At 37.7% G+C, this 26,030-nt stretch carries 28 protein-coding genes; 14 read left to right on the top strand and 14 right to left on the bottom strand.

Annotated elements, in window-relative coordinates; translation table 11 throughout:
* Positions 1-3: 3 nt before the first annotated feature.
* Complete coding sequence (locus SUSAZ_01355; GenBank protein ID AHC50770.1) at positions 4-666, bottom strand: metallophosphoesterase; 663 nt, start codon at positions 664-666, stop codon at positions 4-6.
* A 37-nt stretch (positions 667-703) separates the two neighbouring features.
* Here SUSAZ_01355 and SUSAZ_01350 point away from each other — a divergent pair, with 37 nt between their 5' ends.
* Together SUSAZ_01350 and SUSAZ_01345 are read left to right on the top strand one after the other, a co-directional pair.
* Positions 704-1,837 (top strand): hypothetical protein, encoded by a 1,134-nt coding sequence (locus SUSAZ_01350; GenBank protein ID AHC50769.1) that lies wholly within the window; start codon positions 704-706, stop codon positions 1,835-1,837.
* Positions 1,838-1,892: 55 nt separating this feature from the next.
* Entirely contained in the window at positions 1,893-2,555 is a 663-nt protein-coding gene (locus tag SUSAZ_01345; protein AHC50768.1) for a phosphate transport regulator, read from the top strand.
* Here SUSAZ_01345 and SUSAZ_01340 read toward each other — a convergent pair.
* Both SUSAZ_01340 and SUSAZ_01335 read right to left on the bottom strand, forming a co-directional pair.
* Positions 2,544-3,515 (bottom strand): phosphate permease, encoded by a 972-nt coding sequence (locus SUSAZ_01340; protein ID AHC50767.1) that lies wholly within the window; start codon positions 3,513-3,515, stop codon positions 2,544-2,546. The genes SUSAZ_01345 and SUSAZ_01340 overlap by 12 nt on opposite strands.
* Positions 3,512-3,709: a CopG family transcripitonal regulator gene (locus tag SUSAZ_01335; protein AHC50766.1), complete on the bottom strand. Its 198-nt coding sequence runs from the start codon at positions 3,707-3,709 to the stop codon at positions 3,512-3,514. The genes SUSAZ_01340 and SUSAZ_01335 overlap by 4 nt, the downstream gene beginning before the upstream one ends.
* 162 nt (positions 3,710-3,871) lie before the next feature.
* On the opposite strand from SUSAZ_01335, the gene SUSAZ_01330 reads away from it, so the two are divergent.
* Positions 3,872-5,989 carry a DEAD/DEAH box helicase gene (locus SUSAZ_01330; protein ID AHC50765.1) on the top strand — a complete coding sequence of 706 codons (2,118 nt, stop codon included), beginning with the start codon at positions 3,872-3,874 and terminating at the stop codon, positions 5,987-5,989.
* A 125-nt stretch (positions 5,990-6,114) separates the two neighbouring features.
* Here the strand turns inward: SUSAZ_01330 and SUSAZ_01325 are convergent, their stop codons facing one another.
* The 5 genes from SUSAZ_01325 to SUSAZ_01305 form a co-directional block, all read right to left on the bottom strand.
* On the bottom strand, positions 6,115-7,674 hold the full coding sequence (locus SUSAZ_01325) for a methylmalonyl-CoA carboxyltransferase (protein ID AHC50764.1): 1,560 nt from the start codon (positions 7,672-7,674) through the stop codon (positions 6,115-6,117).
* 17 nt (positions 7,675-7,691) lie between these two features.
* A complete protein-coding gene (locus SUSAZ_01320; protein ID AHC50763.1) occupies positions 7,692-8,195 on the bottom strand; it encodes a biotin carboxyl carrier protein of propionyl-CoA carboxylase subunit beta in 504 nt (167 codons plus the stop codon).
* Complete coding sequence (locus SUSAZ_01315; protein AHC50762.1) at positions 8,195-9,727, bottom strand: biotin carboxylase; 1,533 nt, start codon at positions 9,725-9,727, stop codon at positions 8,195-8,197. The genes SUSAZ_01320 and SUSAZ_01315 overlap by 1 nt, the downstream gene beginning before the upstream one ends.
* A gap of 164 nt (positions 9,728-9,891) precedes the next feature.
* Positions 9,892-11,523 (bottom strand): sugar ABC transporter permease, encoded by a 1,632-nt coding sequence (locus tag SUSAZ_01310; GenBank protein AHC50761.1) that lies wholly within the window; start codon positions 11,521-11,523, stop codon positions 9,892-9,894.
* Entirely contained in the window at positions 11,520-12,296 is a 777-nt protein-coding gene (locus SUSAZ_01305) for a nitrate ABC transporter ATPase (protein ID AHC50760.1), read from the bottom strand. Before SUSAZ_01305 ends, SUSAZ_01310 begins: the two co-directional genes overlap by 4 nt.
* Positions 12,297-12,514: 218 nt before the next feature.
* On the opposite strand from SUSAZ_01305, the gene SUSAZ_01300 reads away from it, so the two are divergent.
* From SUSAZ_01300 to SUSAZ_01275, 6 genes are all read left to right on the top strand, one after another.
* Positions 12,515-12,805 (top strand): twin-arginine translocation protein, TatA/E family subunit, encoded by a 291-nt coding sequence (locus SUSAZ_01300; protein ID AHC50759.1) that lies wholly within the window; start codon positions 12,515-12,517, stop codon positions 12,803-12,805.
* Between the two features lie 63 nt (positions 12,806-12,868).
* Positions 12,869-13,216, top strand: a complete 348-nt coding sequence (locus SUSAZ_01295) for a hypothetical protein (GenBank protein ID AHC52408.1) — start codon at positions 12,869-12,871, stop codon at positions 13,214-13,216.
* Positions 13,188-14,024, top strand: a complete 837-nt coding sequence (locus SUSAZ_01290; protein AHC50758.1) for a translocase — start codon at positions 13,188-13,190, stop codon at positions 14,022-14,024. Before SUSAZ_01295 ends, SUSAZ_01290 begins: the two co-directional genes overlap by 29 nt.
* Before the next feature lie 63 nt (positions 14,025-14,087).
* The gene (locus tag SUSAZ_01285; GenBank protein ID AHC50757.1) at positions 14,088-15,332 is read left to right on the top strand and encodes a 3-isopropylmalate dehydratase large subunit; all 1,245 of its coding nucleotides are present in this window, start codon (positions 14,088-14,090) and stop codon (positions 15,330-15,332) included.
* Positions 15,332-15,817 (top strand): 3-isopropylmalate dehydratase small subunit, encoded by a 486-nt coding sequence (locus tag SUSAZ_01280; GenBank protein ID AHC50756.1) that lies wholly within the window; start codon positions 15,332-15,334, stop codon positions 15,815-15,817. The genes SUSAZ_01285 and SUSAZ_01280 overlap by 1 nt, the downstream gene beginning before the upstream one ends.
* Before the next feature lie 112 nt (positions 15,818-15,929).
* Positions 15,930-16,163, top strand: a complete 234-nt coding sequence (locus tag SUSAZ_01275) for a membrane protein (protein AHC50755.1) — start codon at positions 15,930-15,932, stop codon at positions 16,161-16,163.
* Between the two features lie 127 nt (positions 16,164-16,290).
* On the opposite strand, the gene SUSAZ_01270 is transcribed toward SUSAZ_01275, so the two are convergent.
* The 5 genes from SUSAZ_01270 to SUSAZ_01250 form a co-directional block, all read right to left on the bottom strand.
* On the bottom strand, positions 16,291-16,956 hold the full coding sequence (locus tag SUSAZ_01270; GenBank protein AHC50754.1) for a cob(II)yrinic acid a,c-diamide reductase: 666 nt from the start codon (positions 16,954-16,956) through the stop codon (positions 16,291-16,293).
* 9 nt (positions 16,957-16,965) lie between these two features.
* Positions 16,966-18,129, bottom strand: a complete 1,164-nt coding sequence (locus SUSAZ_01265; protein AHC50753.1) for a septum site-determining protein — start codon at positions 18,127-18,129, stop codon at positions 16,966-16,968.
* A 47-nt stretch (positions 18,130-18,176) separates the two neighbouring features.
* The gene (locus SUSAZ_01260) at positions 18,177-18,626 is read right to left on the bottom strand and encodes a hypothetical protein (GenBank protein ID AHC50752.1); all 450 of its coding nucleotides are present in this window, start codon (positions 18,624-18,626) and stop codon (positions 18,177-18,179) included.
* 63 nt (positions 18,627-18,689) lie between these two features.
* A complete protein-coding gene (locus SUSAZ_01255; protein AHC50751.1) occupies positions 18,690-19,589 on the bottom strand; it encodes a 3-phosphoglycerate dehydrogenase in 900 nt (299 codons plus the stop codon).
* Between the two features lies 1 nt (position 19,590).
* Complete coding sequence (locus SUSAZ_01250) at positions 19,591-20,511, bottom strand: malate dehydrogenase (protein ID AHC50750.1); 921 nt, start codon at positions 20,509-20,511, stop codon at positions 19,591-19,593.
* A 203-nt stretch (positions 20,512-20,714) separates the two neighbouring features.
* On the opposite strand from SUSAZ_01250, the gene SUSAZ_01245 reads away from it, so the two are divergent.
* From SUSAZ_01245 to SUSAZ_01230, 4 genes are all read left to right on the top strand, one after another.
* Positions 20,715-22,010, top strand: a complete 1,296-nt coding sequence (locus tag SUSAZ_01245) for a 2-methylcitrate dehydratase (GenBank protein AHC50749.1) — start codon at positions 20,715-20,717, stop codon at positions 22,008-22,010.
* Positions 21,985-22,827 carry a methylisocitrate lyase gene (locus SUSAZ_01240; GenBank protein ID AHC50748.1) on the top strand — a complete coding sequence of 281 codons (843 nt, stop codon included), beginning with the start codon at positions 21,985-21,987 and terminating at the stop codon, positions 22,825-22,827. Before SUSAZ_01245 ends, SUSAZ_01240 begins: the two co-directional genes overlap by 26 nt.
* A gap of 24 nt (positions 22,828-22,851) precedes the next feature.
* Positions 22,852-23,067: a hypothetical protein gene (locus SUSAZ_01235; GenBank protein AHC52407.1), complete on the top strand. Its 216-nt coding sequence runs from the start codon at positions 22,852-22,854 to the stop codon at positions 23,065-23,067.
* A 149-nt stretch (positions 23,068-23,216) separates the two neighbouring features.
* Positions 23,217-24,203 (top strand): citrate synthase, encoded by a 987-nt coding sequence (locus SUSAZ_01230; GenBank protein ID AHC50747.1) that lies wholly within the window; start codon positions 23,217-23,219, stop codon positions 24,201-24,203.
* Here the strand turns inward: SUSAZ_01230 and SUSAZ_01225 are convergent.
* Positions 24,200-25,024, bottom strand: a complete 825-nt coding sequence (locus SUSAZ_01225; GenBank protein ID AHC50746.1) for a cation transporter — start codon at positions 25,022-25,024, stop codon at positions 24,200-24,202. The genes SUSAZ_01230 and SUSAZ_01225 overlap by 4 nt on opposite strands.
* Before the next feature lie 461 nt (positions 25,025-25,485).
* Here SUSAZ_01225 and SUSAZ_01220 point away from each other — a divergent pair, with 461 nt between their 5' ends.
* A complete protein-coding gene (locus SUSAZ_01220; protein ID AHC50745.1) occupies positions 25,486-25,821 on the top strand; it encodes a hypothetical protein in 336 nt (111 codons plus the stop codon).
* The last annotated feature ends 209 nt before the right edge of the window (positions 25,822-26,030 follow it).

The following is a 26,030-nucleotide window of genomic DNA, read 5'->3' as shown; positions in this document are numbered from 1 at the left end:
TATCTAGAACCTTATTAAGACAATCTTATGATTAGCAGGTAACGCAACATTATAAACTCTCACTCCTCTAACCAAGCCTTGAGTGACTTTAGAGTGATGTGCATGACCATGTACAGCCAAATGGGGTAAACAACCGGTTTTCTCAAGTATTCTATAACCCAGGTAGGGAAATATACTCTTTTTCTCTCCCTGGACAGTCCTAAATGTACATGCGTAATGTGTTAGGAGTAACTTCACGTCTCCTCTAGCCTTACACAGTAAATCCTCTATCTTTTTAGCCTTCTCCCTATAATAGTTCTCATCAATACCGTTAAGTTTTTGCCACTTTGTAGGTTCTTCTAAAACGCCGTCACTACCAATTACGCTGACTAAGATATCTCCCACCTTGAACTCCACAATATCCTCTTCTAACCATTTTATATCAGGATAAGTTTCCTTATACGAATCCCTGTTCTCCCTAAAGTCCTCATTTCCAAATACTGCTATTGTTCTAAACCTCTTTAGAACATCGTATACCGGTTTAAAATGTATGTACTCTCCTTCATTTGCTAAATCACCTGCTAAAAGGAATACGTCAATGGAGAGATTCCTTATCAAATTAAATGAAGCAAAGAACTGTGTTAGATATCTAGGTGAATGGATGTCTGATGTTGCTGCTATTAGCATCAAAATATAAATCGTATTACTACTAGAAAAGCTATTTGTGGGTCTCGAAGGAATAGCAGATTTACCGCTTCACACAGGTAAAGTTCCCTATTGGTTAGCAAGTATTATGAGGAGGTTGTCAAAGGCTATTGTGGACGTGATGATAGTTGAGTGGGGTCCAGATAAAGTAGTTGAGAGATTGTCAAACCCTCTATGGTTTCAAGGATTTAATAACATCATAGGCATGGATTGGGACTCCTCTGGTTCAACCACAGTTACGTTAGGAATACTCAAAGAAGTTATAAAACCAGAGGAAGAAGGAATAGCGATATTAGGCGGTAAAGGCAAAAATGCCTTAAAAGTCCCTGATGAATTAAACAGCCTTAGAGGAAAATTTTCTGTAAACCTTGAAAAGATTGAAAGAGCCAGTAGATTAGTGGCTAAAGTCGATAGTACACTAATTCAGGATGGACATACCCTATATCACCACTCAGTTTTAGTTAGTGAAAGCGGAAAATGGGGTATTATACAACAGGGAATGAATCTGGAGACCAGATTTGCCAGGAGGTACCATTGGATTTCTACTGAAAACTTCCTGCTTGAACCGCACAAAGGCATAATGGGTGTAAAACAGGAAATTGCCATAAATGCCGTAGATAAGAATGCGGAGAATACGAGAAAGTTGATTGTTGACCTCCTTAGAGAGCCTCCTGAGAAGTTAATTAATGACGTAATAAAGGCTGAAAATATGATAAAAGGACAGACCACACTAGATAATCCCTCTGCGTTCAAGGTTGATGTAAAGAAGAGGAGAATTTACATGAAGCCAATAGAGATATCCAAAATTAGGCAAATACTACATAAGGTATACGAAGTAAACCCGTCTAATTTAGAGGAGGCACTCTTACATGGTTTAGGTCCATCTAGTACTAAGGCATTATATCTTGTGGCAGATTTAGTATACAATGAACCACCCTCCTATAACGACCCTGTTAACATGCCTTATGATCCCTTCAAATATGCTTATGCAATTGGAGGAAAGGACGGTATTCCATTTCCAGTTAACAGGAAGGTTGCCTATGAGGTAATCTACACCCTAGAGGATATACTACAAAGGATCAAGACCGAAGAGAAAGACAGGGATTTTGCACTTAGGAAATTGAGAAGTTTAGCGGAAGGGTTAAAGGAGTAGTCTTAAGAGGAAAATCCTTTTAAGTTCAGAAGAGAAGAGATTCTATCTTGATATTATGGTACTAAAAATTAGAATCAACAGAGAGCAAGAGGTATTTGACAAGCTAATTAAAATAGGAGAAGATTTGAAAACTACAGCTGAAGCTTTGAGACAGTTAATAAACGCCCTATTGGTCAAGGACGACGACATGAAAAACAGTAGTCTAATTAAAATCAAATCTTTGAATGAAAAGATAAGCATGACTAGGGAGGAGTTACTCTCAGTGATATACAGTGAAGCGTTTCTGCCGGACTTTAAGGAGGCTATAGTTATGCTTACACAAGATCTATACAGGGCAAGTGCTTCAGCGAAGGACGCAGGTAGGGCGTTGACAGCCAGGAGAGTTGATGAAAAGTGTCTGACAACTCTGAAGGAAAGTCTTCTCTCATATATTTCTATAATTCTTGAGGCATCTGATAAAGTAGTTTTAATGTTGTCCCTATTACCAAAGGACATAGCCTCAGCCCTTAAAGTTGGAAAAGAGGTGCAGATGTTGGAGAGGAGTGGAGATGAAATTAAAGACATGATCATAACGAGGCTATACGATATGGAGGATTCACTCCATCTAATAAGTCTCTTACAGACAAGAGATGCCATATTTTTCCTTGACGATATATTGGATAGCATGGAGAGTGCAGTACTAAGTATAGAAATATTATACGCTACATTAAAATCCTAAAATACTTCTGATTATACCATACAAGGCTAAAGATACTATAATAGAAAATGTTGGAGATAGTAACCAACCGCGACCTATTTGTTTTAACTGCTTCTCTATATCAGAGGTAAGACTCCTAAAACTTAAACCTATTATTCCTCCCATAACTGTTTGCGTAATAGATATGGGCACACTAAACACCGTAAAAACTTCAGATACTAATGCGCTTCCTATAAGTGCTGAGGACGCACTTGCATAACCTAGCTTGGTCACCCTAAAACCTACTGTGATCACTGCCCTCCATGAACTCAGGTAAATCCCTATGGCAGCTGCTAGTGCATAACATGGTACTATTATGTATTCTGGTAATGCAAAGAGCCCAGTTGAGATTATAATACCTACAGCATTAGCCCCTGTCACAAATGACGTCAATGCAGAGGCTATCAATATGATTACCCTATAATACTTCACCTGTTCGATTATCCCTTTTGTACTCTTCAAAAAGGTATGGACTAATCTGTATAATAAAAGAGCAAAAATTATTGCTATTAATGGTGAAATCATCCAGGACACTAAAGTCACAAGGAAAGCGCTCCAAAGGAAAACTATCCTAGTGACTAGTGAGATGACTGCTAAAGAAGGATATATCATTTGGCTTAGAGCAGTAGGAACCCCCATTCTATTTAGATAGAAGAAGGATAGTATTGATGAAAAGAGTATACATACTATGATAACTTTTGCTAATAGCTCATCCGACGTATTAACTATTCCATGTACACTCTTAAACATGGTTAGACTTCCAATCGATGCCCCTGAAAATATAGAGATTGCACTAATCAGATACGAATATTTTCGCTTCATTACATTTGTCGAAACTAAAATCCCCAAAGATATTGCAGAGTTATTACCACCTACTATAAAAGACAGTGTAATACCAAAAATAAATATAAGTATAGATAGTATAAGGTTTAAATCTATCATGTTTTATCTTCTAACTCACTGATGTATTCAAGTATAGCATCTCTTATAAGATCACTTCTATTTGTATAACCAAGAAGTCTTACCATTTTATCGACTTCCTGCAAAAAGTCATCATCAAGTTTAAAGGAAATGGTTTTAACACCGCTCATTTCAAGTTCAAAGGTATTATCGTCGAGTTTCTTGACGCCATTCATAAGTGATCACAATATCATATTATGTCATAAGAGATAAGTATAACTAGTAAAGAAGTAAAGGAAAAGTTTATTAATGGTAGTATTAAGAAAACGTAAGTAAAAACTTCATATAAGGGGGAAAATGCTTATAAATCCTACAAAATAATGGGTAACGTTTAGGATATGGAAGAAATAACCGTAGAAGATTTGCCTGTCGATAATAAGGTCAAGGACATAATAAAGAGCAGGGGTATTAAGAAGCTTAACCCTCCCCAGACCGAAGCTGTGAAAAAAGGTTTGATAGAGGACAAGAGGCTTCTCATAACTACTCCTACTGCCTCAGGTAAGACTCTTATGGCAGAATTGGGGATGATATCCCATTTACTGAATAAGGGCGGTAAAGCGATCTATGTAACTCCTCTGAGAGCTCTAACCAGCGAGAAGTACTCCACTTTTAAAGATTGGGAAAAACTTGGCTTTAAGGTAGGTGTAACCAGTGGAGACTATGATACTGATGATCCTTGGTTACGTAACTTTGACATAATCGTTACAACATACGAGAAACTAGATTCGTTGTGGAGGCACAGCGCTGAGTGGTTGAAGGACATTGATTACTTCGTGTTGGACGAATTCCATTATATGAATGATGGAGATCGTGGTCCTGTGGTTGAAGGTGTAGCCGTGAGGGCTAAGAGACAGGGAACTATCCTAGCTTTAAGTGCTACCATTGGAAATGCGAAAGATGTGGCAAAATGGTTAAACGCTGATATAGTTGCAACCAATTGGAGACCTGTACCATTGAAGGAAGGGGTTATGTATTCAGAAGGGAAAAAAGGGCACATAATTCTTTACTCTGATGGGACAACGAACAAGTTAAAGGGAGACGACCCTATAATGGCCTACACATTAGACATATTGTCCAAAGGAGGTCAGGTAATAATTTTTAGGTCGTCAAGAAAATACGCTGAGACCACAGCAATGAAGATCTCACAGTATATGAATTTTGTTAAATTAGATGATAAAAAACTGTTAGAAGCAGCCGAGAGGATAAAGGAAGTAGAAGATGCTGGAAGCAACGAGAAAGAAGTACTGTATAATTTGATTGTAAGAGGAGTAGCTTTTCATCACGCTGGTCTGTCAAAGGGCTTAAGGGATATAATAGAAGCCTCGTTTAGGGAAAGAATTATTAAAGTTATAACAGCCACTCCCACACTAGCCGCTGGAGTAAATCTTCCTGCGAGAGCAGTAGTAATAGGTGATATTTACAGATTCAACAGGAAGATAGTTGGTTTTACGGAAATGATATCGACTATGGAGTACAGACAAATGAGCGGAAGAGCGGGCAGACCTGGTTATGATGATCACGGAGAGGCTATTATTCTGGTAAGGTCTAAAGTAGAGGTCGATAAGGTAATAGATAAGTACCTCCATTCAGACATAGAGCCCATAGAGTCAAAACTGGGTGCTGAGGGACCGTTCTTCTCTTTCGTGTTAAGTTTAATAGCATCAGAAGGTGAAATTACTGAAGACAGACTCAAGGATTATGTGGAAGATACAATGTTGTCTAAGCAACTTGTCAGGAAATACTACAACAACGCCATTGACTGGTTAAGTAAAAACGAGTTCATAATGAGTGATGACGATAGACTCCAGTTAACAAAATTCGGCAGGAGAGTGTCAGACCTTTACCTAAATCCCTTTACTGCAGTTACAATTAAGAATTACCTGGAGAGAGCTGAGAGTCCATGTGATATAGCCTATTTTCACTTGATAGCTTACACACCTGATGGACCCTTAGTAAGTGTAGGTAGAAATGAAGAAGACGCCCTACTTGACAATTTAGACTGTGAGCTAATAATAGATGAACCTGATGATGAACTTGAGTTTTCAAATTACATTTCAGCACTCAAAGTGGCATTTATTCTTAAGGACTGGATTGAGGAGGTAGATGAAGATACAATACTTGGTAAATATGGCATAGGATCAGGAGATTTAAGGGCAATAGTTGACACAATGGAGTGGTTGACATATGGTGCTTTTCACGTATCTTCAATCCTTGATTTAAATCAACATGCCTCAGTTCTAGAGAAGTTACATAAGAGGATAGCCGACGGGGTTAAGGAGGAGTTGTTAGAGTTGGTCAGAGTTCCAGGTATAGGTAGAGCTAGAGCTCGATTATTATTCAACCAGGGAATAAAGAAACCTGAGGACATAGTTATGAAACCTGAGAGAGTAAAGAGTTTACTCGGACAAAATCTAGGTGAGAAAATTGTCAAAGAGGCTGCAAGAATTATTGCTTGATTACTTAAACGGTAAAGTGATATTTAAGGACGACTGTGATGTACTCCAAAAGTTCTCATTAATACTTCTAGCCTTAGGTAAGAAAAGTTGTATAGAAGCAGAAAAAGGAGAAAATAATTGCATTCTTACAGTGGAATGTTCCCATGCTTCTTAGGATACCTATACTCTCTCTTGCTCTTTAACATTTCCAAAGAAAAGTAAATTATCCTCCTTGTATCTTTAGGCTCTATCACATCATCAATTAGACCCTTTTCTGCTGCCCAATATGGGTTTGCAAATAATCTCCTGTATTCCTCTATCTTTTGTTTTATATAATCCTCAGGATTGCTCATCTTCTGCAAATCTCTTTTGTACAATATTCTAACTGCCCCTTCTGGTCCTGTAACAGCTATTTCTGCATTAGGCCAGGCATAAACTAAGTCAGCACCTAGACTCTTTATGCTCATAGCTATATGAGCTCCGCCATAGGACTTTCTCAGTATTACAGTAATCTTTGGGACAGTAGCTTCAGCGAAGGCATACAACATTTTAGCCCCATGTCTTATAATCCCTTTATACTCCTGCTCAGTGCCTGGAACGTAACCAGGAGTGTCAACTAAGCTTATCAGAGGTATGTTGAAGGCATCACAGAACCTTATAAACCTAGCTGCTTTATCTGCAGCATCAACGTCGATTGCACCGCCAAACTCCTCCGGATTGTTGGCTACTATACCAACCACATTCCCACCTATTCTTGCAAATCCAATGATGATATTGTTTGCCCAATACTTATGGACTTCTAGGAACTCACCGTTATCGACCGTCCTGTATATTAACTCCCTCATACTATACGGCTTTACGGGGTCTGATGGAATTATATCACCGGCTCCTGACACATCTCTATCTGCAGAATCGCCTGTATCTATATATGGTGGTTCCTCCATGTTGTTAGAGGGGAGGTATGATAACAGTTTCTTAGTTATGTTTATTGCGTCTTGTTCATTTTCAGCCATGAAGTGCACTACACCGGATTTAGTTGAGTGTACTACTGCTCCTCCTAGATCTTGATAACTGACTTCTTCACCTAGAGCTACCTTAGTTATTTCTGGTCCTGTTACAAACATGTAGTAAGCATCTCCTTTAATCATTATAATGAAATCTGTTAATGCGGGAGAATAAACTGCACCTCCTGCAGCAGGTCCAGCCATAATAGTTATCTGTGGTATAACACCTGATGCCATAACATTCATCTTAAACACTGCACCATAGCCTTCCAGTGCAACTGCTCCTTCCTGTATTCTAGCTCCACCTGAGTCATTTATTCCTACAACAGGTGCCCCTGTCTTAAGGGCTAACTCATAAACTCTAGCAATCTTGTTAGCATGTACCTCGCCCAATGTACCTCCTAATGATATGAAGTCTTGTGCATAGGCGAAAACAGTTCTTCCCTCAACTTTTCCCCATCCCGTTACTACACCGTCACCATAGACCTTGTTCTTGTCTAGACCGAATTCCGTAGCCTTTGTTGTTGCAAATCCCATAAATTCCTGGAATGTATTATCATCAAACAGTAATGATAATCTCTCCCTAGCGGTCAATTTTCCCTTATCGTGCTGTGCTTTAATTCTCTCTTCTCCTCCCCCCTTACATACCAATTCCTTCTTCTTTTTCAATTCTTCCAATATTTTATCATATGTGGATGTAATTTGACCTCACCCCATAACTACTCAATAATTAAAAGAAGGTCTCCCTTCTTAACACCCTGTCCGGGTTTTACCAAAATTTTCTTCACAACTCCTCCCTTAGATGCTGATATTACTGTTTCACTCTTCATTGCCTCAATTGATAATAAGGGCTGACCCTTATTCACTGCGTCGCCCTCCTTTACCCTTATCTGGACGATTCTACCCTGTAAAGGTGAAACAATCTCTCCCTCCTTGCCCTTAAGTATTTCCTCAAATGACACTTTTTCGCTTAAAGACTCTTCAATAACCCTATCAACTTTAAATAACGTTTCATTATCAATAACTAAATGACCATTAATTATGGAGATAGTGTGGACTTCGCCATTGACTTTAATTAAGTGTTCTCCCTCTCTCCATCCAGCTCCCAGGTATTCAACCTCAAATTCTGCTCCCTCTGCTTTCATTAAATCCTTATTATCCCTCTTCTCTGTGACGAAAGTGTAAGAATCTCCCTGATCTGTAACTACTTTTATGATCTTCATTACCACAACACCCTATATGAAGATTGTGACATTATTCCATAAGTCTTCCATTTGTTTTTATTATTTGAAACTGTCTCCTTTTTGCCGTTACCACTCTTTTTAACATACCCTTTACTGTACATGACTGATGCTATAACAGCTTTAGTCATCTCTTTTCTCTTCAGGTATTCTAAAAACTCTTTTGTTTTCTGACTTATGTATGCCGTAGTAAATTTGGCATTTACAAAATCTTCTTCCCTCGTTATCCATTTATATAATTCTATTGTCGTTTTTACGCCACCAATTTTGAAATCGTTCAGAGCCCTTTGCCCTGACTGTAGTGCTGAGATCCTATCTTCACCGTAAACTATCAACTTAGCTATTAATGAATCGTAGAAAGGTGGAACATAACTGTCTAAGGTGATTCCACTATCTACTCTAACTCCAGGTCCTGAGGGCTCCTCATAATAGGTAATAATTCCCGAACTTCCAGAAAATTCATTCATTGGATCCTCTGAGTTAATTCTATATTCTATTGCGTGTCCTCTTACCCTCTTATTCAATTCCTCTTGTGTGAAGGGTAAATGTTCATCGGCAGCTAATCTTATCTGTAGTTTCACTAGATCTATTCTGAATATGGTCTCTGTTATTGGATGTTCCACTTGTAACCTCTTGTTTAGCTCAAGGAAGTAAAACTCTCTGCTTACATCGGAGAACACTGTCTCAAATGTACCTAAGGTGTGATATCTTATTAATTGCCCAAATTTTGTTATGGGTTCGAACATTCTTTCTCTTTCTTCCATCTTAACTACAGGTGAGGGAGCTTCTTCAATCAGTTTTTGATTTCTCCTCTGTATCGTGCACTCTCTTTCCCAGGCAACCACGTAATTACCATATTTATCTCCTATAAGTTGAAACTCTATGTGTCTGGGATTTACTGCGGCTTTCTCTATATATAAATCAGCTTTTCCAAATGCTTGGTATGCCAATCTCTTATTTCTTTCCCAAACATCAACTAGCTGCTCTTGAGAATCTACCTTAGTTATACCTGTACCTCCTCCTCCATAGGCTGCTTTCACCATTATAGGGTATCCTATCCTTTCTGCAATCTTAATAGCCTCATCTAAATTCTCCACTGGTCCATCAGAACCAGGTGATATGGGAACTCCAGAAGCCTTTGCAAGTCTCTTTCCGTCGAGTTTACTTTTAATGGAGTTCATTGCATGGGGAGAAGGTCCTATGAACACCATCCCTGCTTTTTCCACTGCTTCTGCGAAATCTGCCCTTTCAGACAGGAAACCGTAACCCGGATGAACTGCATCAGCATGTGCTTTCTCAGCTACGCTAATAATTGACTCTATATTCAAGTAGCTTTGGATTGCCGGAGACGGCCCTATATAGTAGGCTTCATCAGCGTACTTAACATGAAGAGAGTTCTTGTCAGCCTCTGAATACACTGCCACTGCTTTCATTCCCATTTCCTTTACCGCTTTCATTACCCTTATTGCTATTTCTCCCCTATTTGCGACCAAGACTTTTCCAAATGGGGGCATAAAATCAACTAAGTTATATAAGCATAAACAGATATAAAAAATTTATACATCCAATTTTTCTCATTACAGATCAAATTATAATCAGCGCTCGCGCTTTTTGTCATCATTCTCAGATCCCGGATTCCACATCATTCACAATAAGGAGTACTTAGAAAGAAATAAGTTTATGCTAAATAAACTCCTTCCTCTGCAATATATTTTCTCCTAGCTAAATCCATAAGTTTCCTCGTGAACAAAATAGAGTAGGCAACAACTATTATAGCAAAAATCAACGAAAACCATGATGCTAACCCAATTGCGCCTTGATTTGTAAATAAGACAATATCCTTCATCAAACCCGTCCTAACGTATAAATTATGATCCTGCGTGATATTTGGCCAATACTCTGCTATGGCTAAGCCTCCCCAAGTGCTATTTACTGTGGAAGTTATGCCTGTAATGAGGTAAGGCATTGTGGAAGGTAAGACTATTTGCCTAAGCTTCTGCCAAAATGACAATTCGTAATTTTTCATTATCTCCCAAAACTGAACAGGCATACTGGTAACTCCTATGTAGTAGCTGAAAAATGAATAATAGAAAGTAGATAAGAATCCAAGGAGTAGAACATAAAACTCGTTGGTAAACGCTCCAAACAAATGGCTTATAAAAGAAATGGAAAATGCATAAAGAAACGGAAAATAAACAGGGGCTGGAACTGCAGCGACAATCTGAATTAGTGGTAGTATTACTCTCTCTATTCTCTTGTGCACAGCTATAAAGTATCCTAGGAATATAGCGATGAGTAATGAAATTAAAGTAACTACTGTGACCCTTATGTAATCAACAGCTATTGAGAGTAAAGCAAAAGGAGTGTTAGATACCAAATACGACCAGGTAGCTAACGGTACTGATATTATAACAGAGATGGAGCCATATAGAATGAAAGACAGAATTAAGACTGATATTAAGATACCTACGTATTTCCATAAATTACTCGCTTTACTTCTTTCCCTTTCCTCCTCTACTCTTACTTGTCTCACACTTCTTCTAGCAACAGGTATGGTGAAAGCTTTTCCTAACTTGACTATTGTGGAGAGTCCACTACTTATCCTGGAGGAATAGCGAATGCTAAGCCTCCCTCTTTTTCTAACTTTAATCTCAGTATCTAGCCCGAATCTTGAAATGATATACTCCGCTAACTCTCTCAATACAAGAGTAAATATTATAACCCATATGATCAAAATGATTATTCCGATGAGAGCGTCATTGTATAGCCCATTATTCACAAAGTAATTTATAAGAGAACCAATTCCGAAAACCTGATACTGCGAATTCCCTACGCTAAATACTTCACTCACAGTTATGTAAAATAGAGCGTTGACGAAACTTGGAAATAAGTTTGAAGCAATGCGTGGCATGCTGTAGGGTATATATAGCTTTGAGAATTTGTCCATAAGTGAAAATCTATAGTTTTCAGAGACCTCTAACATATCCTGGGGAATAGTCTTATATGCTTGGTAAATACCCATCCAGATATTCCATACTACTGCGGTGAATACAAGAAACAAAACCGCTAACTGAATACCTAAATTTCCTCCAATAGTGAACACGAAGAATATAAGAACTATAGGTAAGAAGCTGAATACGGGCACCGATTCAAAAATCTCAATGAGACTCACGTATACATTCTCTACGATACGACTCTTTATAGCAAGATAACCTAAAAACCAACCAGTGATGATGGATAGGGCAATTGTTATCCATACTCTAGCTAGAGTAAATAAAGTAGCAATGACGATTTCTAAGAGTGCGCTCATATTAGTTCACCCTTGGAGTCACTAATTTTCTTTGCTTTGGGACTAAGAAGTTTGTAAAGTACATCAACGTACTCGGTAAACTTCGTGTCTTTGGGATCTCTTGGTCTTTCTAATTCGATTTTTACCTCACCTATTACTGTAGCGGGAAAACCGTTGAGTATATACACCCTATCTGCAAGTTCAACTACCTCATTCAAATTATGTGAAACTAAAACTACGGATTTTAAAGGAACCTCCTCACTGAATAATAATTGATATATCTCTTGTCTCAGTCCTTCTGCGGTTAACTCGTCTAAGTGAGAGAAAGGCTCATCCATAAGAAGGACAAGAGGATCGGCTACTAGTGCTCTAGCAATAGCTACTCTCTGCCTCATTCCTCCGCTTAATTGCTTAGGATAAAAGTTTTCGAACCCTGATAGACCAACTAACTCTAACATTCTTTTAGCTATCTTATTTTCCTCCTCTTTGGGTAACTTCCTATATTTTAACCCTAACTTGACGTTATCGAGAGCTGTCATCCAAGGAAAAGTAACTATGGATTGATGAATCAATGATATCTTTGGTGTTGGTCTAGAGATCTTGTTACCCTCTAACCTTACCTCTCCTTCTGTTGGAATTGTAAATCCGCCTAATATTCTCAGAAGGGTAGATTTCCCTATCCCTGAAGGTCCTACAATACTAACTAGTTCATTCTCATGAGTCTCAAGATTCACATTCTTAAATACGAAATTTGCGTCTACATAAGCATAACCTAGATTAATGCCCTCTAGGATTCTTCCAACTTACCACCGCCCAATCCGTCTCTTAACTTGAAGTATTTAAAAGCTTTTCTTCAAAATTTAATAGTATCTAAAGAAATTCTCGTTATGTAATTTAAACCTTAGACACAAGATAATTTCTTGCCCACAAGGTAACTTAATCAGTGTTTAGCTTAAGATCAACGATAAATTAATAGTGAAAAAAGTTTATAAATAACGAAACGAGATATATAATGATAAATATGTTTGGCAACTGGGATCAGTTGTTAGTTGTACTTATTGTAGCTGCCATATTGTTCTTTGGAGCAACTAAACTTCCTGAACTATTCAGATCACTTGGGAAATCTATCGGCGAGTTCAAGAAAGGTAAGATGGAGGCTGAGATGGAGCTAATGCAAATGCAACAAGCTCAACAGGCTCAGCAACCCGTTGATAAAGAGGCAGAACTTCAAAAGAAGATTCAGGATTTACAGAGAGAGTTAGAGGAGTTAAAGAAACAAAAACAGCAGAGTGGACAGAGCTAACAGCAGAGCTGATAATGGTGAAAGTTATTGGTTTCTTCAATAGATGGTTTTTTGATCATAATTGTGTTAGGCATAATTCTATTAGCAGGTGACAAAAACTCTATATCCACCATAAAAAATGTGGTAAAGACATACAATGAATTAAGGAGAAAGCAGACTGAGATTGTAAATGAACTAAAACGTGAATTCAATGAAATTGCTCAAAGTAATGAGGAGGTAGTTAGACCTCTTTCTGAAGTTTCGAGAACCATGTATTATGAGACAAATAATAATACACCAGTAAATTACAGTGTTAAGAACTATAAGATAGATCTACTCGAGCAGAGGATCAAAGAGCTTGAGAAAGAGTTAAATGAGCTTAAGAAGAATAGAGGAGTAGACAATGAGTTATCAGAAGGCAAGGGAAGATAAGGAGCAACCGTTAATAGAGCATATAAGGGAGTTATTACGCAGAACAAGGAGAGTTATAGTCTCATTTCTTGTCTTCCTTACAATTTACACCACTTTTGGAATTACAACTATTAAAATTGGAACTTACTCTATACCCATACTTTATCCTACATTATATGACAGCATATCAGTCCAATTCACTAGAGAGGTCTTAATGAGACCAATTCCAAAAGACTTAATTCTGATAACCCTATCTCCATTTGAAGCTTTACTGACCACAATAACTGTTTCGGTCTACTTATCAATCTTCTCTTCATTACCTATTTTATTAAGGGAATTTTGGGCATTCGTGTCTCCAGGGTTGTATGAGCATGAAAAGAGGACTTTTAGGAGGTTAGTAATTCCAGGAATGCTATTATTTGTAGCTGGCTCAGTATTCGCATACTTTATGCTTTTACCCTTCATGTTAATATTCATATATAGGCTGGACGTCTCACTGGGAGTTGAACCTACACTAGGATTTAATTCGTATATAAGTACTATAATACTCCTAATGGCTGGTACAGGAATTGCATTTGAAATGCCTCTTATAATGTATATGCTCACTCTCGTGGGATTGATAAAGTCATCAACATGGTTTAAGAATTGGAGGTGGGGTGTACTATTATCTTTTATTATTGCGTATATTATATCTCCTGGTACTACAGGCGGTATAATTGAAACTATCATAGGAATTATTCTCTCCATGCTTTACTTCGGAGGAGCTTATGCGTCAAAGATAGCAGAAAAGAGTAGGGAGAAGAAAAAGAATCTTTTAATGACTAAATAGTTTTAAGTTAGAACTACTCTTTAAAGTAATATTTATTTTCTACTATAGTTTCTAATAAACCTAATGCCACAAACTCTTACGGAAAAAATATTAAGTAGAGCTTCAGGTAAAAATGTCTCTCCAGGAGATGTAACAGAAATAAAAGTAGATCTGGTTGCATTTCATGATTTAACTGGATATCACGTCATAGAAGTAATGGAAGATGTGGGAACTCTCAAAGTGTTTGATAGAGAGAAGTTAGTTATAGCTTTCGACCACCTAGCACCACCCCCAGATGTAAGGAGTGCAGAAATTCAAGGGCAAATTAGAAACTTCGTAAAGAAAACCTCAGTGCCTAACTTCTATGATATAAACTCAGGAATATTACACCAGATAATGATCGAGAGGTATGCTAATCCTGGTCAAGTTATAGTAGCAGCAGATAGTCACACCAGCACATCAGGTGCTGTTGGGGCATTTGCGCAAGGTTTAGGAGCAAGTGACGTAGCAGCAGCGGTTATAACTGGAAAGACATGGGTAATGGTTCCACAGCCATTTAAGATAACACTGGAAGGAAAACCAGCGAGATGGATAAACGGTAAGGATATAGCCCTTAAGATCTTAGGAGACTTTAAGGCTGATTACTTTAACGGAATGTCTCTTGAGATTTTCGTGAAAGAGCCCTCAGCCGTACCAATGGACTTCAGAGCTACAGTCTCTAATATGGGTATTGAAATGAATGCGGATGCATTGATGTTTGTTCCAGATCAAGAAACATTCAACTACATAAAGACAGCTAGAGGATATGAGCCACAGATGGTGACTCCTGATTCAGATGCAAAATATGTTGATGAATATAATATTGATCTATCTAAATTAGACCCTCTGGTTGCTGCTCCTCATAGCGTAGATAACGTAAAGACTGTGAATGAGATAGAAGGTATACCAGTAGATCAAGTTTTCATAGGATCTTGCACCAATGGAAGAATAAGCGATCTTGAGATGGCAGCCAAGATACTGAAAGGAAAGAAAGTTAAAACAAGAACAATTGTGATTCCAGCCTCTTATCAGCTGTTCAAGAAAGCATTAGAGCTAGGTTATGTGCAGACGTTAGCTGATGCTGGGGCTATAATAACTTATGGGACGTGCGGTCCATGTTTAGGAGGACATTTTGGTATAGCAGGTCCAGGAGAGACAATAATCTCGACAAGTTCGAGAAACTTCAAAGGAAGAATGGGAAGCCCCGACGCAAAAGTCTATCTATCAGGACCCGCAGTGGCTGCGGCTACTGCATTAGAAGGTAAAATAACTGACCCGAGGAGATTATAATGATAATAGAAGCTAAAGTTCTAAAATTTGGAGACAAAATAGATACAGACATTATTATTCCCGCCAAGTACCTAAAGTACACTGATCCACAGTATTTAGCCCAGCATGCAATGGAACCATTAGATCCAGAATTCTATAAGAAAGCATCCTCAGGAGTGATAATTGTAGCAGGGAAGGTATTCGGAATGGGATCCTCCAGAGAACAGGCTGCAATGGCTCTTAAGGCTGCGGGAGTAAAGGCAATAATAGCAGAATCATTTGCCAGAATTTTCTTCAGAAACGCTATTAATAACGGATTGCCTGTAATAACACTTCAGAACGCTACGAAGGAGATTAACCAGGGTGACCTAGTGAGAGTAAATGTTGAGACAGGGGAAATCGTAGTTAACGGAAGTAAAGTATTAAAGGGTAAGGGCATTTCAGGAATGCCATTAGAGATATTGAAAACTGGTGGACTTATAACATACCTGAAGAAAGCCTCTTAACACTTTTGGTAGAATAAGTGTAATTAATCGAAAGTTTCACTTTTTACATTTTTAAAAAATAAGATCTTTCTAAAAGTAAAGCTTATCTATAAGGTTAAACCATACTAAAAGCATGAAGTTGGTTATTTTCGCTCTACTGTCCCTCCTATTTACGTTCATAGATGTAAGGATTGGAATAGAAGCTATGAGAGTCATCTATGGACAGATAGTATATGAATTGGCTACTTCTATACCTTTTCTCCTTTTGTATTCAGTTATAGTGTATATAGTAGAATTTTTGCTTATCTCATCAATTGGTCAGATAACACTGAGAATTATTAAGAGGCTTAAGAAAAGCTCAAATTAAGTTAATTCATGATTAAGGTAAAACTATGGCTGATGCCTCATCTGTAACTACTTATCTCCATTGCGTCATAAAAATTGAAGGGTTAGTAAAATAGAAAATTAATTTTCAGATTTTTAATCTCTTCTCCTTAAAGTTTCACGTTCTTGATCGCTAATACCATGTTATCTGATGGTCTCTTTCCGTATGCGTCTTCAAATACTAAATCCTCTAATGGCAACCTTTTGAGCCATCCCTTTTCCTCTAGTTCAGGTCTGTCTGGAAAATGAGTTACATAACCTAACGTAAGGTAAGCTACTAAGTCCACTGAATCGGGAATATTCAAAATTCTCTTTACGTCTTCCTTGTGGAAGAAACTTACCCAACCTACTCCTATACCTTCTGCGGTAGATGCTAACCATAGGTTCTCGATCGCCAAAACGGTACTATATTGACATAAGTACGGCATAGTACTTCTACCCAATACATTAGGACCAAACCTTTGTGGGTCACATGTTACTGCTATGTTAATTGGCGTATCTAGTATTGCCTCTATTTTTATCCTATCAAAAATCTCTTTTCTCTCTTCACTTAATTGTTGTCTAAAATTTTCCCTCTCCTTCTGGACGAGCTCTTTTATTTTCTTCCTTTTTTCTATATCTCTGATAATTATGAAGTTCCAGGGCTGAGAAAAACCTACAGATGGTGCTAAGTGTGCAGCCATTAAAATTTTTGCTAAGACTTCATCAGGTATGGGGTCTTTCCTGTAGTAACTCCTTACGTCTCTTCTCTTCTTTATAGCCTCATATATGTCCATATGGATAGATTATCCATCTAGTATAAAAGCTTGGGCAGACCTCACACCACTCCCCACATTGATATCTTCTCCAAGTTTTCTCAAGGTTCTTTCAACAGCTGAGATAGTGACTACAGCGTCGTTAGGAGTAACCCATCCCATATGACCTATTCTCAAATATCTGCCCTGCAGAGCAGGATGAACTCCTGGAGCTAATTCCACTCCCTCATTAACTATCTCTTTTAAGACCTCCTCAGCCCTGACCTTATTTAGTATTACTCCTGTTACGGTATTACTGTAGGATTCGGGTCTTTTAGCTACAAGTCGCAATCCCATACTCTCTATACCTGCCCTTATTACTTTAGCGACCTTTTGATGCCTTTTTATCCTATTATCTAATCCCTCCTCCTGTATTAACTTGAAGGCTTGCGCTAGCATGAACATAGTGTGTACTGGTGGTGTTGCGAAGTATGATCCTTTTCCGTCTTCCATACTCCTCATGACAGGAAGCCAGTTCCTTAAATCTAAGTAATAACCAGCAACACTATCCCCCTTAATTAACTCCATAGCCTTTTCAGAGGCAACTAAAATTCCTAAACCTGGGGGAGCACCTATTGCCTTTTGGCTAGCTGTTAAGTAAATGTCAACTCTCCAATCTTTAGCCCTTACCTCCTCCGCGCCTACACTTGAGACTCCATCGACAACTATTAGGTCCACGTAGTCCCTTATTCTCTTTACCGTCTCCTCTATAGGTTGCCTGACACCTGTACTTGTCTCAACGTGAGTAAGTGTAACCAGATTGTATCTCTCTTTTCTTACCTTTTCTTCTAACTTCTCCAATGAGACGTAATCCCCAACCTCGCTACCTAGATAATCAACTTTCAGAGGGTATCTCCTGAAAATATTTACCCATCTGTCACCAAAGACACCATTAGAGGCAACTAAGACTTTACTGTCTCTTGGTAGGAAAGAGGTCACGCTTTCCATTGCAGAGGTTCCACCACCTGGTATAATGAATGGCTGATAATTGTCATCCACTCTGAATAAATTTCTAGTTTCCTTAAGGCAAAACTGAAATGCCTGTACAAACTCCTCTGATGAGAAGCCTACATTGTGTTTTAATCCCGCATATAATACTTCATCGTATATATCGACTGGTCCTACGTGCATTAGGAGGCGTTTTCTTCTAATCATAAAATTTAGTATTAGTGAAGGTTTATAAGTGATAGATAAAGTGAATTTTATACTTCATTAGATTTTTTTATGCATTCCTCTATAAGTTTCGCATCATTCACAGGTACAGGTCTCCTGAGATTACCTGGAACATTCCTAAGAAATTTCGAAAATTGAAATTTGTCTTCTATAAAGGAAAGTTCATAAAGTATATCTCTAACTGGGCATTTACCTGCTAACAGTGGTTCGATGTTGATTCTATAGGTGTGAATAACTTTATTTTGTAACTTTTCATCAGGAAAAAGCGGTGTAGTGTCGGTATACCAATCAGATGATACCCTATATATTCCAACAAACATTCCTCCTAATCTTTTAGCATAATACTTGTTGACATAAAATATGAGTAAGTCTCCCTTCTTGATATATCTCGTCGCCCTCTCTTTATTGTGCCCAAATACATTCAGCGAAGACACTGCCTCCCAGAAGTCCTCTTGCACCGGTATTATCCAGTAAGTCACAATTTATTTAAGGTCATATCAGTTTAAAAATTTGCCTTAAAAAATTCTATATGTGATTATAGGCTACAAATAGTCCTCAATCCTAACTTTATTTTCAGCATTTCCACTGGTAATGTAGTTGTACACATTCTTACAAGCTTCAATTATAGCATTTGTCTTAACCACATCATTTCCGTAAGCTCCTCCAGTATGAGGAGTTCCGGTGAAGTTGTCCAGTTCCCACAACTTACTGTTAAAGTCCTCTACCCCATTTTTCCTCCAAAATACGTCGGTACCAAACCTAACATCCTTCCTCTCCTTTAATAATCTGTAGATATCTTCCTCCACTACTGTCTCCCCCCTACCTACATTCACAATGATTGTATTTTCTTTCACCCTAGAGAGCATATCGTAGTCGAGAATACCATTTGTTAATTTACTTAAAGGTAGTGTATCTACTATGATATCAGCCTTGCCTATTATGTCCTTGAGCTCAGAGATGTTGTGCTTCTCGTCGAAAAGTTCAGGTCTCTTAAAGGATCTAGAGACACCTATGACATACATGTTAAAGCCCATTTTGCCTATTCTTGCTACCTCTGAGCCTATACCTCCTCCTCCTAAGACCATTAAATTTACACCAGTCAATGGATATGGTCTAAATGTTCTATCTCTCTTTCCTATCCCCTTGGCTAAAGTCATTATCAAAGCAAAAGCGTGTTCAGCAACTGAAACTGAGTAAGCTCCTGCATTGGAAAAAACATCTACTCCTTTAGGTAGGAGGGAAAATGGAAAATCATCGACACCTGCAGAAAAAGTTTGGACTGCTTTTACGGATTTAGCCTTTGGTAAAAACACCTTAGCTTGAAGAGGCCATAACATTAAAATGTCTGCTTTTGGCACATCGTCTTCGCTGAATTGGTCCTTTACATTAGGCAGAAGTCTCTTACATTCATCGGGAAGTTTTTCTGTTGAGAGTATTAACATGTCAAGATATTACTTGCTCTAACTCTTTTAAGTTACTCTTATAAACGTTATAAACTTCTTTTATAGCCTGTAACAGTCTAGCTTTATCATTTTCATCTAACGCTGAAGTCAGTGCAGGACCTACGGTTCTACCTACAACAACTGGTTCACTTATGTGAATTATCTCGTCCTCATATTTATGAGGGAATGCAACAGACATAACTTTACCCTCATTAAGTGCGACACTTCTGATAACCTCTTCAATATCAGCACCTGGACCCCATGTTGTTCCGCCTAAAACTCTTATTATTTCAGCAGCAATTTTCTTAACGTAATCTTCTACCTCAGCCTTATTTACGCCTAAACTCTCACTGAAAGGTTTACCCTTCACTGTTACAGTACTCCATAGTACCATTGCAGCCTCTCCGTGTTCACCGCCTACATATCCTCCTACTTCGTATGCTGGTATATTCAATTTCTTAGCAATGTAAGATCTCATTCTCATTGTCTCCACTTGGTTACCGGTGCTAATTGTATTCTCTCCAGAGTACTTCATGAATACTGATGCCATCATATCCACTGGGTTGGCTACCATGATATACATTGCGCCTTTGTTTTTCTTTGGAAGTTTCTTTGCTAGATCTATCATTATCTTGGCGTTGTCGATGAATAGATCCCTTCTACTCATACCAGGTTTTCTTGGTTTTCCTGCTGTGATTACTACAATATCTGCCCCAGAAATATCATCTATGTTATTGGTACTCAGTAGTTCAGTCTTCACTCTTAAAGCTGCTAATGCATGCCTAATTTCATGCTCAAATTTCTCTGGTAACTCTGGAACTACATCATAAAGCATTACTTCATCTGCATAGCCGTTGACTATTGTATTGTAAGCTATAGTTTGACCTACTCTTCCCACTCCTATAAAGGCTACTTTTACCATAGCCTAAAATCTACGTTAGAAAGATTTAAACTTAACCAATTTAAATAAAACAATACCATATCTTACTTTGTACATTTATTAATATAGTATTATAGAATGATCTTGTATGAACAGTGTTTGTAAAAATAAAGTACTTTAATATAAATAAGGAGAAGATTATTGACAATTATTAAATTTTTAAGTTGTACCAGTAATATGACTACATGGAACTCTCCGATACAATAGCGGAGTTCGCATCTTCCGTAACTAAAGTAAGTGATGATGTGGTAAAAGAAGTAAAGAAACGTGTTCTGGACAGCGTTGCGGTAGCTCTAGCGTCTATAAACTCTCAACCTGCTAAAGTTGCACAAGAGACAGCTAAATACTTCCCTGGAGAAGCTCCTATGCTAAACGGAATGAAGGCAAGCCCAGATTTTGCCTCATTCTACAACACACTGTTAATCCGTTACCTTGATTTTAACGATACTTATCTTAGCCTTGAACCACTTCACCCAAGTGACATGATAGGAGGATTACTTACATTAGCATCAATATTCGATTTGAAGGGTGAAGACTTAATTAGGGCTATTGCTGTGGGCTATGAAGTTGGGGTGAATCTTTGTGACACAACGTCATTAAGAAAGAAGGGCTTTGACCATGTAAATTTTTTAGGAATAGGTGCGGCTGCTGGAATGGCTAATCTATTGTCTTTAGATAAGGAGAAAGCTAAGAATGCAATTTCACTTACCATAGTTCCACATGTGGCACTTAGAGAGACAAGAAGTGGAAAGCTAACCATGTGGAAAGCAGGAGCCACAGCAGAGGCAGTAAGAAATGCTGTTTTTGCTACACTTATGGCAAAGAACGGATTTACTGGACCTGAGCTACCATTCTCTGGGGTGTTCGGTTTCTCCTCGATCATAGCTAAGGACATGGATTATTCCAAGTTCAAATTAACAGAGGGTAAGGCTATACTAAGGACCATGTTGAAGAAATACCCAGTGGAATACCACGCTGAGGCACTTGTTGAGGCTGGTATGAAAATAAATTATGAGGGAGAGATAAAGAAGATAGTTGTCGAAACGTATGAGGCAGGGAAGAGTATTTTAGCAGATACTGAGGACAAATGGAAGCCTAGAAATAAGGAAACTGCAGATCACAGTATACCTTTCATAATCACCGTTACACTCCTTAAGAAGTACCTGTGGTTAGATTCATACAATTTAATTGGTTATAAGGAGTTAGAAGAGTTGATGAAGAAAGTGGAGGTAGTGGAGAGAGAAGATTACACGAAGGTTTATGCTAGAGAATTACCCACAAAAGTAACGGTGATTACAAGTAAGGGAGAATATTCTGCAGAAGTTAGAGTACCTAGAGGACATTACGCTAATCCCATGAGCGAGGATGAAGTTGTAGAAAAGGCTAAAAAGTTAGGAATGTCAGAAAAACAAATAAATTCAGTTTTGCAGTTAGACACAATTAAGGTGAGAGATCTTGTCAGAGCTATTAAAGAAGGCTAATTTTTTATTAATTCCTGGAGTATTCAATCCATTTACTGCCCTTCTAGCTGAGCAAGTTGGATTTAAAGCAGTTTACCTTTCAGGCGGTGCATATACCTCTTCCCTCGGTATGCCAGATTTAGGCATAATAACACTTGATGAATTAGCCTGGATTATAAGGAGAATAAGGGAAGTCACTGATATACCAATAATTGTTGATGCAGACACTGGGTTTGGTGAAGTTTTAAATGTATATAGAGCCGTAAAAGTTTTAGAAAGTGCGGGAGCTAATGCGATTCAGATAGAGGATCAAGTTTTACCCAAAAAATGCGGTCACTTGGATGGTAAAGAAGTTGTGCACCCAAGGGACATGGTATCTAAAATAAAAGCAGCACTTAAAGCCCGTAAGGACATGCTGATAATAGCCAGAACTGACTCTAGAGCAGTGAATGGTCTTGATGACGCGATTCAGAGAGCAAAGACATACCTAGAGGCTGGCGCAGATATAATATTCCCTGAAGCTATGGAATCTAAGGATGAGTTCCAAAAGTTTGCTAAGGAGGTCAAGGCACCTCTTTTGGCAAATATGACAGAATTTGGAAAGACGCCATACATTACGGCCAAGGAGTTTAGAGAGATGGGATATAAATATGTAATATTCCCTGTTACCATATTTAGAGTTGCAGCAAAGGCAATGAAGGATGCGCTTGAAGTCTTAATGAGAGAGGGAACCCAGAAATCTCTCTTAGATAAGATGATGACTAGGAAAGAGCAGTATGAGGTTATTAAATATTACTCTTATGAAGATTTAGATAAACAACTTGCAAAAGATTTATAGTTTACTAAAAGGATATAAGTAAACATGAAGAGTTATATTACAGGCATGTTAATTTTTAAAGATAACTTTTTCTATGAAAAGTTAGGTAAAAACTATTTTAACTATTTAAGAGATCCAACATTTCACACAATTTACAAAAGATACTCATTAAACCTTGACAAATCTGGTAAAATTAAGGGAATCATTTCAACTAGAGATTTAATCAGAGAAGTAAACATTAATCATGTAAGAGGGGATTAAATACGTCAGTAAGCAGAGGATTAGAAGACGTATACATAAAATCAACTAGTTTAACCTACATTGATGGTGTAAATGGAATATTAAGGTATAGAGGCTACACCATAGAAGATTTAGCAAAATATTCTACATACGAGGAAATTATCTACCTAATGCTTTATGGAGAACTTCCCAAAAAATCAGATCTCCAGAGAGTTAAAAATAAGTTGGATGAGAGCTTCGAAGTACCTGACCAGGCAATAAACCTAATTTACTCACTACCTAAAGACTCAGAGACTATTGGTTTAATGGAAGCAGCCTTTGGAGTACTTGCAGCAATTTATAATCCCACCTGGGAGAAGGCAAAAAACAAGGATATAGCAATAGAGATCGTAGCGAAAACAGCCACAATATTAGCAAATATTTATAGGGCTAAGGAGGGATTAAAACCAAGAATACCACAACCTAGTGAGAGTTTAGCTAGGAGCTTTTTGGAGGCAGCATTTGGAGGACATGTGGAAGACAAGAAAGTAAAAGCTATGGATATTGCATTAATACTTTACACTGATCATGAAGTTCCTGCATCCACAACAGCTGGACTTGTTGCAGCTTCCACATTATCAGACCTTTACTCTTGTATAGTTGCAGCCCTTTCCGCATTAAAGGGTCCATTACATGGAGGAGCTGCTGAGGAAGCCTTTAAGCAATTTGTGGAGATAGGATCTCCTGAAAAAGTGGATGAGTGGTTCAAAACCAATATCTTGGATAAGAAGAAGAGATTAATGGGATTCGGACATAGAGTTTACAGGACTTTTGATCCAAGAGGAAAAATATTTAAGAAGTATGCAGAGGAATTAGCAAGTGGTAATGAGCAGGTTAAGAAGTATCTTGACATTGCTGAAAGACTTGAAAAGTTAGGAGTTGAAACATTCTCAGGTAAAGGAGTCTATCCAAACACAGACTTCTACTCAGGGATTGTATTTTATGGTATAGGCTTCCCAATCTACATGTTCACAGGGATATTCGCACTGTCTAGAACTCTAGGATGGCTAGCCCATTTCATTGAGTATGTGGAAGAGCAACACAGGTTAATAAGACCCAGAGCCCTATATGTAGGACCATCACAGAGGGATTACGTACCATTAGAAAATAGAGGTTAAATCTTCTCAAGCTTCTCTTTTTTATTACTGGCTTCAAACTGTATTGTAACATGAGTAATACCAAATTTTTCCCTTAGAACCTTTTCTGCGTACTCCCTTTTCCTATCAAGTTCTCTTAACGTTAGATCAGGATTCTCCTTTACGTGAAGTGTCGCTACATTTAAATGGTCACATATAGACCATACATGAATGTGATGAACTTGAGGAAAAATAGACTGTAATTCAGCTTCCACACTTTTTGTGTCAATAGGTGACTTCTCCATTAGGATGTTATAGGATAACTTTAAAGAGCTCAGTGATGTTATTATTAGGACTCCATTTAAGATATACGCTGATGCAGGGTCAATGAAGTATATTTTCGTAGCAATAATGAGTAAGGATGAAATAACAGCTAATACATATGCCAATGAGTCTTGGATCGCATGTAACTTACTCCCGCTAACCCTCCCCCCTTCACTCTTATCTGTAGAGGCTATTAGAGATAAAGAGAGGGCTATAGAGGAAGAGATTAGAACTAGTAAGTAGTCTCCCCTCGAGCCTTCAATTAACTCAACGGTAGAGATATATACACTAAAGATGCTTCCTGCTACTACGGTGAAAATGTTGAATAATGAGCTCACAATTTCAAGTCTATGCAATCCATAAGTGTATTTACTGTCAATCCTGTCAATAATCCTTAATGCATAGAATGCAAAAGCTATGGGGATTAGATCTACTAGTGAGTGAATAAATTCAGTGAATAATAGAGCACTGTTAGCAAATATGGAGGTAATCAGTAGACTAGCGGTAATCAATGAGAAACAAATTAGTATTCTTATCACGTTATCTCTACGATATATATTATGGTGTTCTCGACTTAAAATTTCTTCTTCGGGAAATCCTAATAACAATCCACGTGGGATGATCGTGCTCTAAGTCCCATGTGTGACCATAGAACTACCATTTGCACTTAGAACTAAAATTTCAACACTATTTTACATAGAAAAATATTAAAATAAATACTTAATCAATATGATGTAAAAATCTTATCTTTAATTGGTCGATCTGAAAGGAGAAGTGAAAATATAATAACTAAATCCGTTTACATAAATCCTGTTTATTTCTATAAATGACTTAGCTTTCAGACCTTAATTTTGCATGACCTTTATAATTACCCTATTCTATAGGATAAACTATATTGGTTTTCGTGCGTAGTCTCTCCATATTTCACTTTTAATCTGATATGCAAAGGTCGGAAAACTTTATTTATAACTAACCTTTATAAATAATTATTATGGCAGCTATTTCTAACCTAATAATAGTTTTAATAAGTTTTTTGATAGGTTGGATAATACTATCAATTCCAGTGTGGCTAGCATCTAAAGCTGTGTCTAGAAGATCTAGTTTCGGAAACGCTATGATTGTGAGTTTAGTATCGATAGTAATATACGTGGTTCTGACAACTTTTCTGCATTTTATAGGAGCTATAATAGGTATAATTATAATATTATTAATAATTAGAGAAATATACAACGTCGGATGGGGCGGAGCTATAGTAATTGGGGTATTGTCACTTGTAATATTCGTGATCATTGCTCTAATACTAGGTGCATTACATTTAGCCTCTCTACTGATATAATAACTTTTTCTAAAGTTTTAAAATGTCAGTTTTTTAGAGATATATCTTGAGTTAAGAAAAAGTTTACCACCAAACAATTTTTTTAATTAAAAAAGACCAAATATATAGGGTAAGTTATTAAACAGTTTTTAGTTTTCTCCCATTAATAAAATATTTAATCCCTTTTCTGATACTCTTTTTAAAAGAAAGTTTATAACATCTGAATTCGA

The sequence above is a fragment of the Sulfolobus acidocaldarius SUSAZ genome (genome assembly GCA_000508305.1).
GTDB classification, from domain to species: domain Archaea; phylum Thermoproteota; class Thermoprotei_A; order Sulfolobales; family Sulfolobaceae; genus Sulfolobus; species Sulfolobus acidocaldarius_A.
Note: the sequence above shows the minus strand (reverse complement) of the source record. Positions and strands in the feature narration are given on the sequence as shown.

What these genes read in the sequence shown, in the direction of transcription:
- SUSAZ_01235 (AHC52407.1), top strand. Translation starts at nt 22,852, where the DNA reads ATGAAGAGTTATATTACAGGCATGTTAATTTTTAAAGATAACTTTTTC.
- SUSAZ_01345 (AHC50768.1), top strand. Translation starts at nt 1,893, where the DNA reads ATGGTACTAAAAATTAGAATCAACAGAGAGCAAGAGGTATTTGACAAG.
- SUSAZ_01335 (AHC50766.1), bottom strand. Translation starts at nt 3,709, where the DNA reads ATGAATGGCGTCAAGAAACTCGACGATAATACCTTTGAACTTGAAATG.
- SUSAZ_01230 (AHC50747.1), top strand. Translation starts at nt 23,217, where the DNA reads ATGCTTTATGGAGAACTTCCCAAAAAATCAGATCTCCAGAGAGTTAAA.
- SUSAZ_01300 (AHC50759.1), top strand. Translation starts at nt 12,515, where the DNA reads ATGATAAATATGTTTGGCAACTGGGATCAGTTGTTAGTTGTACTTATT.
- SUSAZ_01270 (AHC50754.1), bottom strand. Translation starts at nt 16,956, where the DNA reads ATGGACATATATGAGGCTATAAAGAAGAGAAGAGACGTAAGGAGTTAC.
- SUSAZ_01330 (AHC50765.1), top strand. Translation starts at nt 3,872, where the DNA reads ATGGAAGAAATAACCGTAGAAGATTTGCCTGTCGATAATAAGGTCAAG.
- SUSAZ_01320 (AHC50763.1), bottom strand. Translation starts at nt 8,195, where the DNA reads ATGAAGATCATAAAAGTAGTTACAGATCAGGGAGATTCTTACACTTTC.
- SUSAZ_01255 (AHC50751.1), bottom strand. Translation starts at nt 19,589, where the DNA reads ATGTTAATACTCTCAACAGAAAAACTTCCCGATGAATGTAAGAGACTT.
- SUSAZ_01280 (AHC50756.1), top strand. Translation starts at nt 15,332, where the DNA reads ATGATAATAGAAGCTAAAGTTCTAAAATTTGGAGACAAAATAGATACA.
- SUSAZ_01340 (AHC50767.1), bottom strand. Translation starts at nt 3,515, where the DNA reads ATGATAGATTTAAACCTTATACTATCTATACTTATATTTATTTTTGGT.
- SUSAZ_01290 (AHC50758.1), top strand. Translation starts at nt 13,188, where the DNA reads ATGAGTTATCAGAAGGCAAGGGAAGATAAGGAGCAACCGTTAATAGAG.
- SUSAZ_01265 (AHC50753.1), bottom strand. Translation starts at nt 18,129, where the DNA reads ATGATTAGAAGAAAACGCCTCCTAATGCACGTAGGACCAGTCGATATA.
- SUSAZ_01275 (AHC50755.1), top strand. Translation starts at nt 15,930, where the DNA reads ATGAAGTTGGTTATTTTCGCTCTACTGTCCCTCCTATTTACGTTCATA.
- SUSAZ_01315 (AHC50762.1), bottom strand. Translation starts at nt 9,727, where the DNA reads ATGCCCCCATTTGGAAAAGTCTTGGTCGCAAATAGGGGAGAAATAGCA.
- SUSAZ_01355 (AHC50770.1), bottom strand. Translation starts at nt 666, where the DNA reads ATGCTAATAGCAGCAACATCAGACATCCATTCACCTAGATATCTAACA.
- SUSAZ_01285 (AHC50757.1), top strand. Translation starts at nt 14,088, where the DNA reads ATGCCACAAACTCTTACGGAAAAAATATTAAGTAGAGCTTCAGGTAAA.
- SUSAZ_01250 (AHC50750.1), bottom strand. Translation starts at nt 20,511, where the DNA reads ATGGTAAAAGTAGCCTTTATAGGAGTGGGAAGAGTAGGTCAAACTATA.
- SUSAZ_01310 (AHC50761.1), bottom strand. Translation starts at nt 11,523, where the DNA reads ATGAGCGCACTCTTAGAAATCGTCATTGCTACTTTATTTACTCTAGCT.
- SUSAZ_01245 (AHC50749.1), top strand. Translation starts at nt 20,715, where the DNA reads ATGGAACTCTCCGATACAATAGCGGAGTTCGCATCTTCCGTAACTAAA.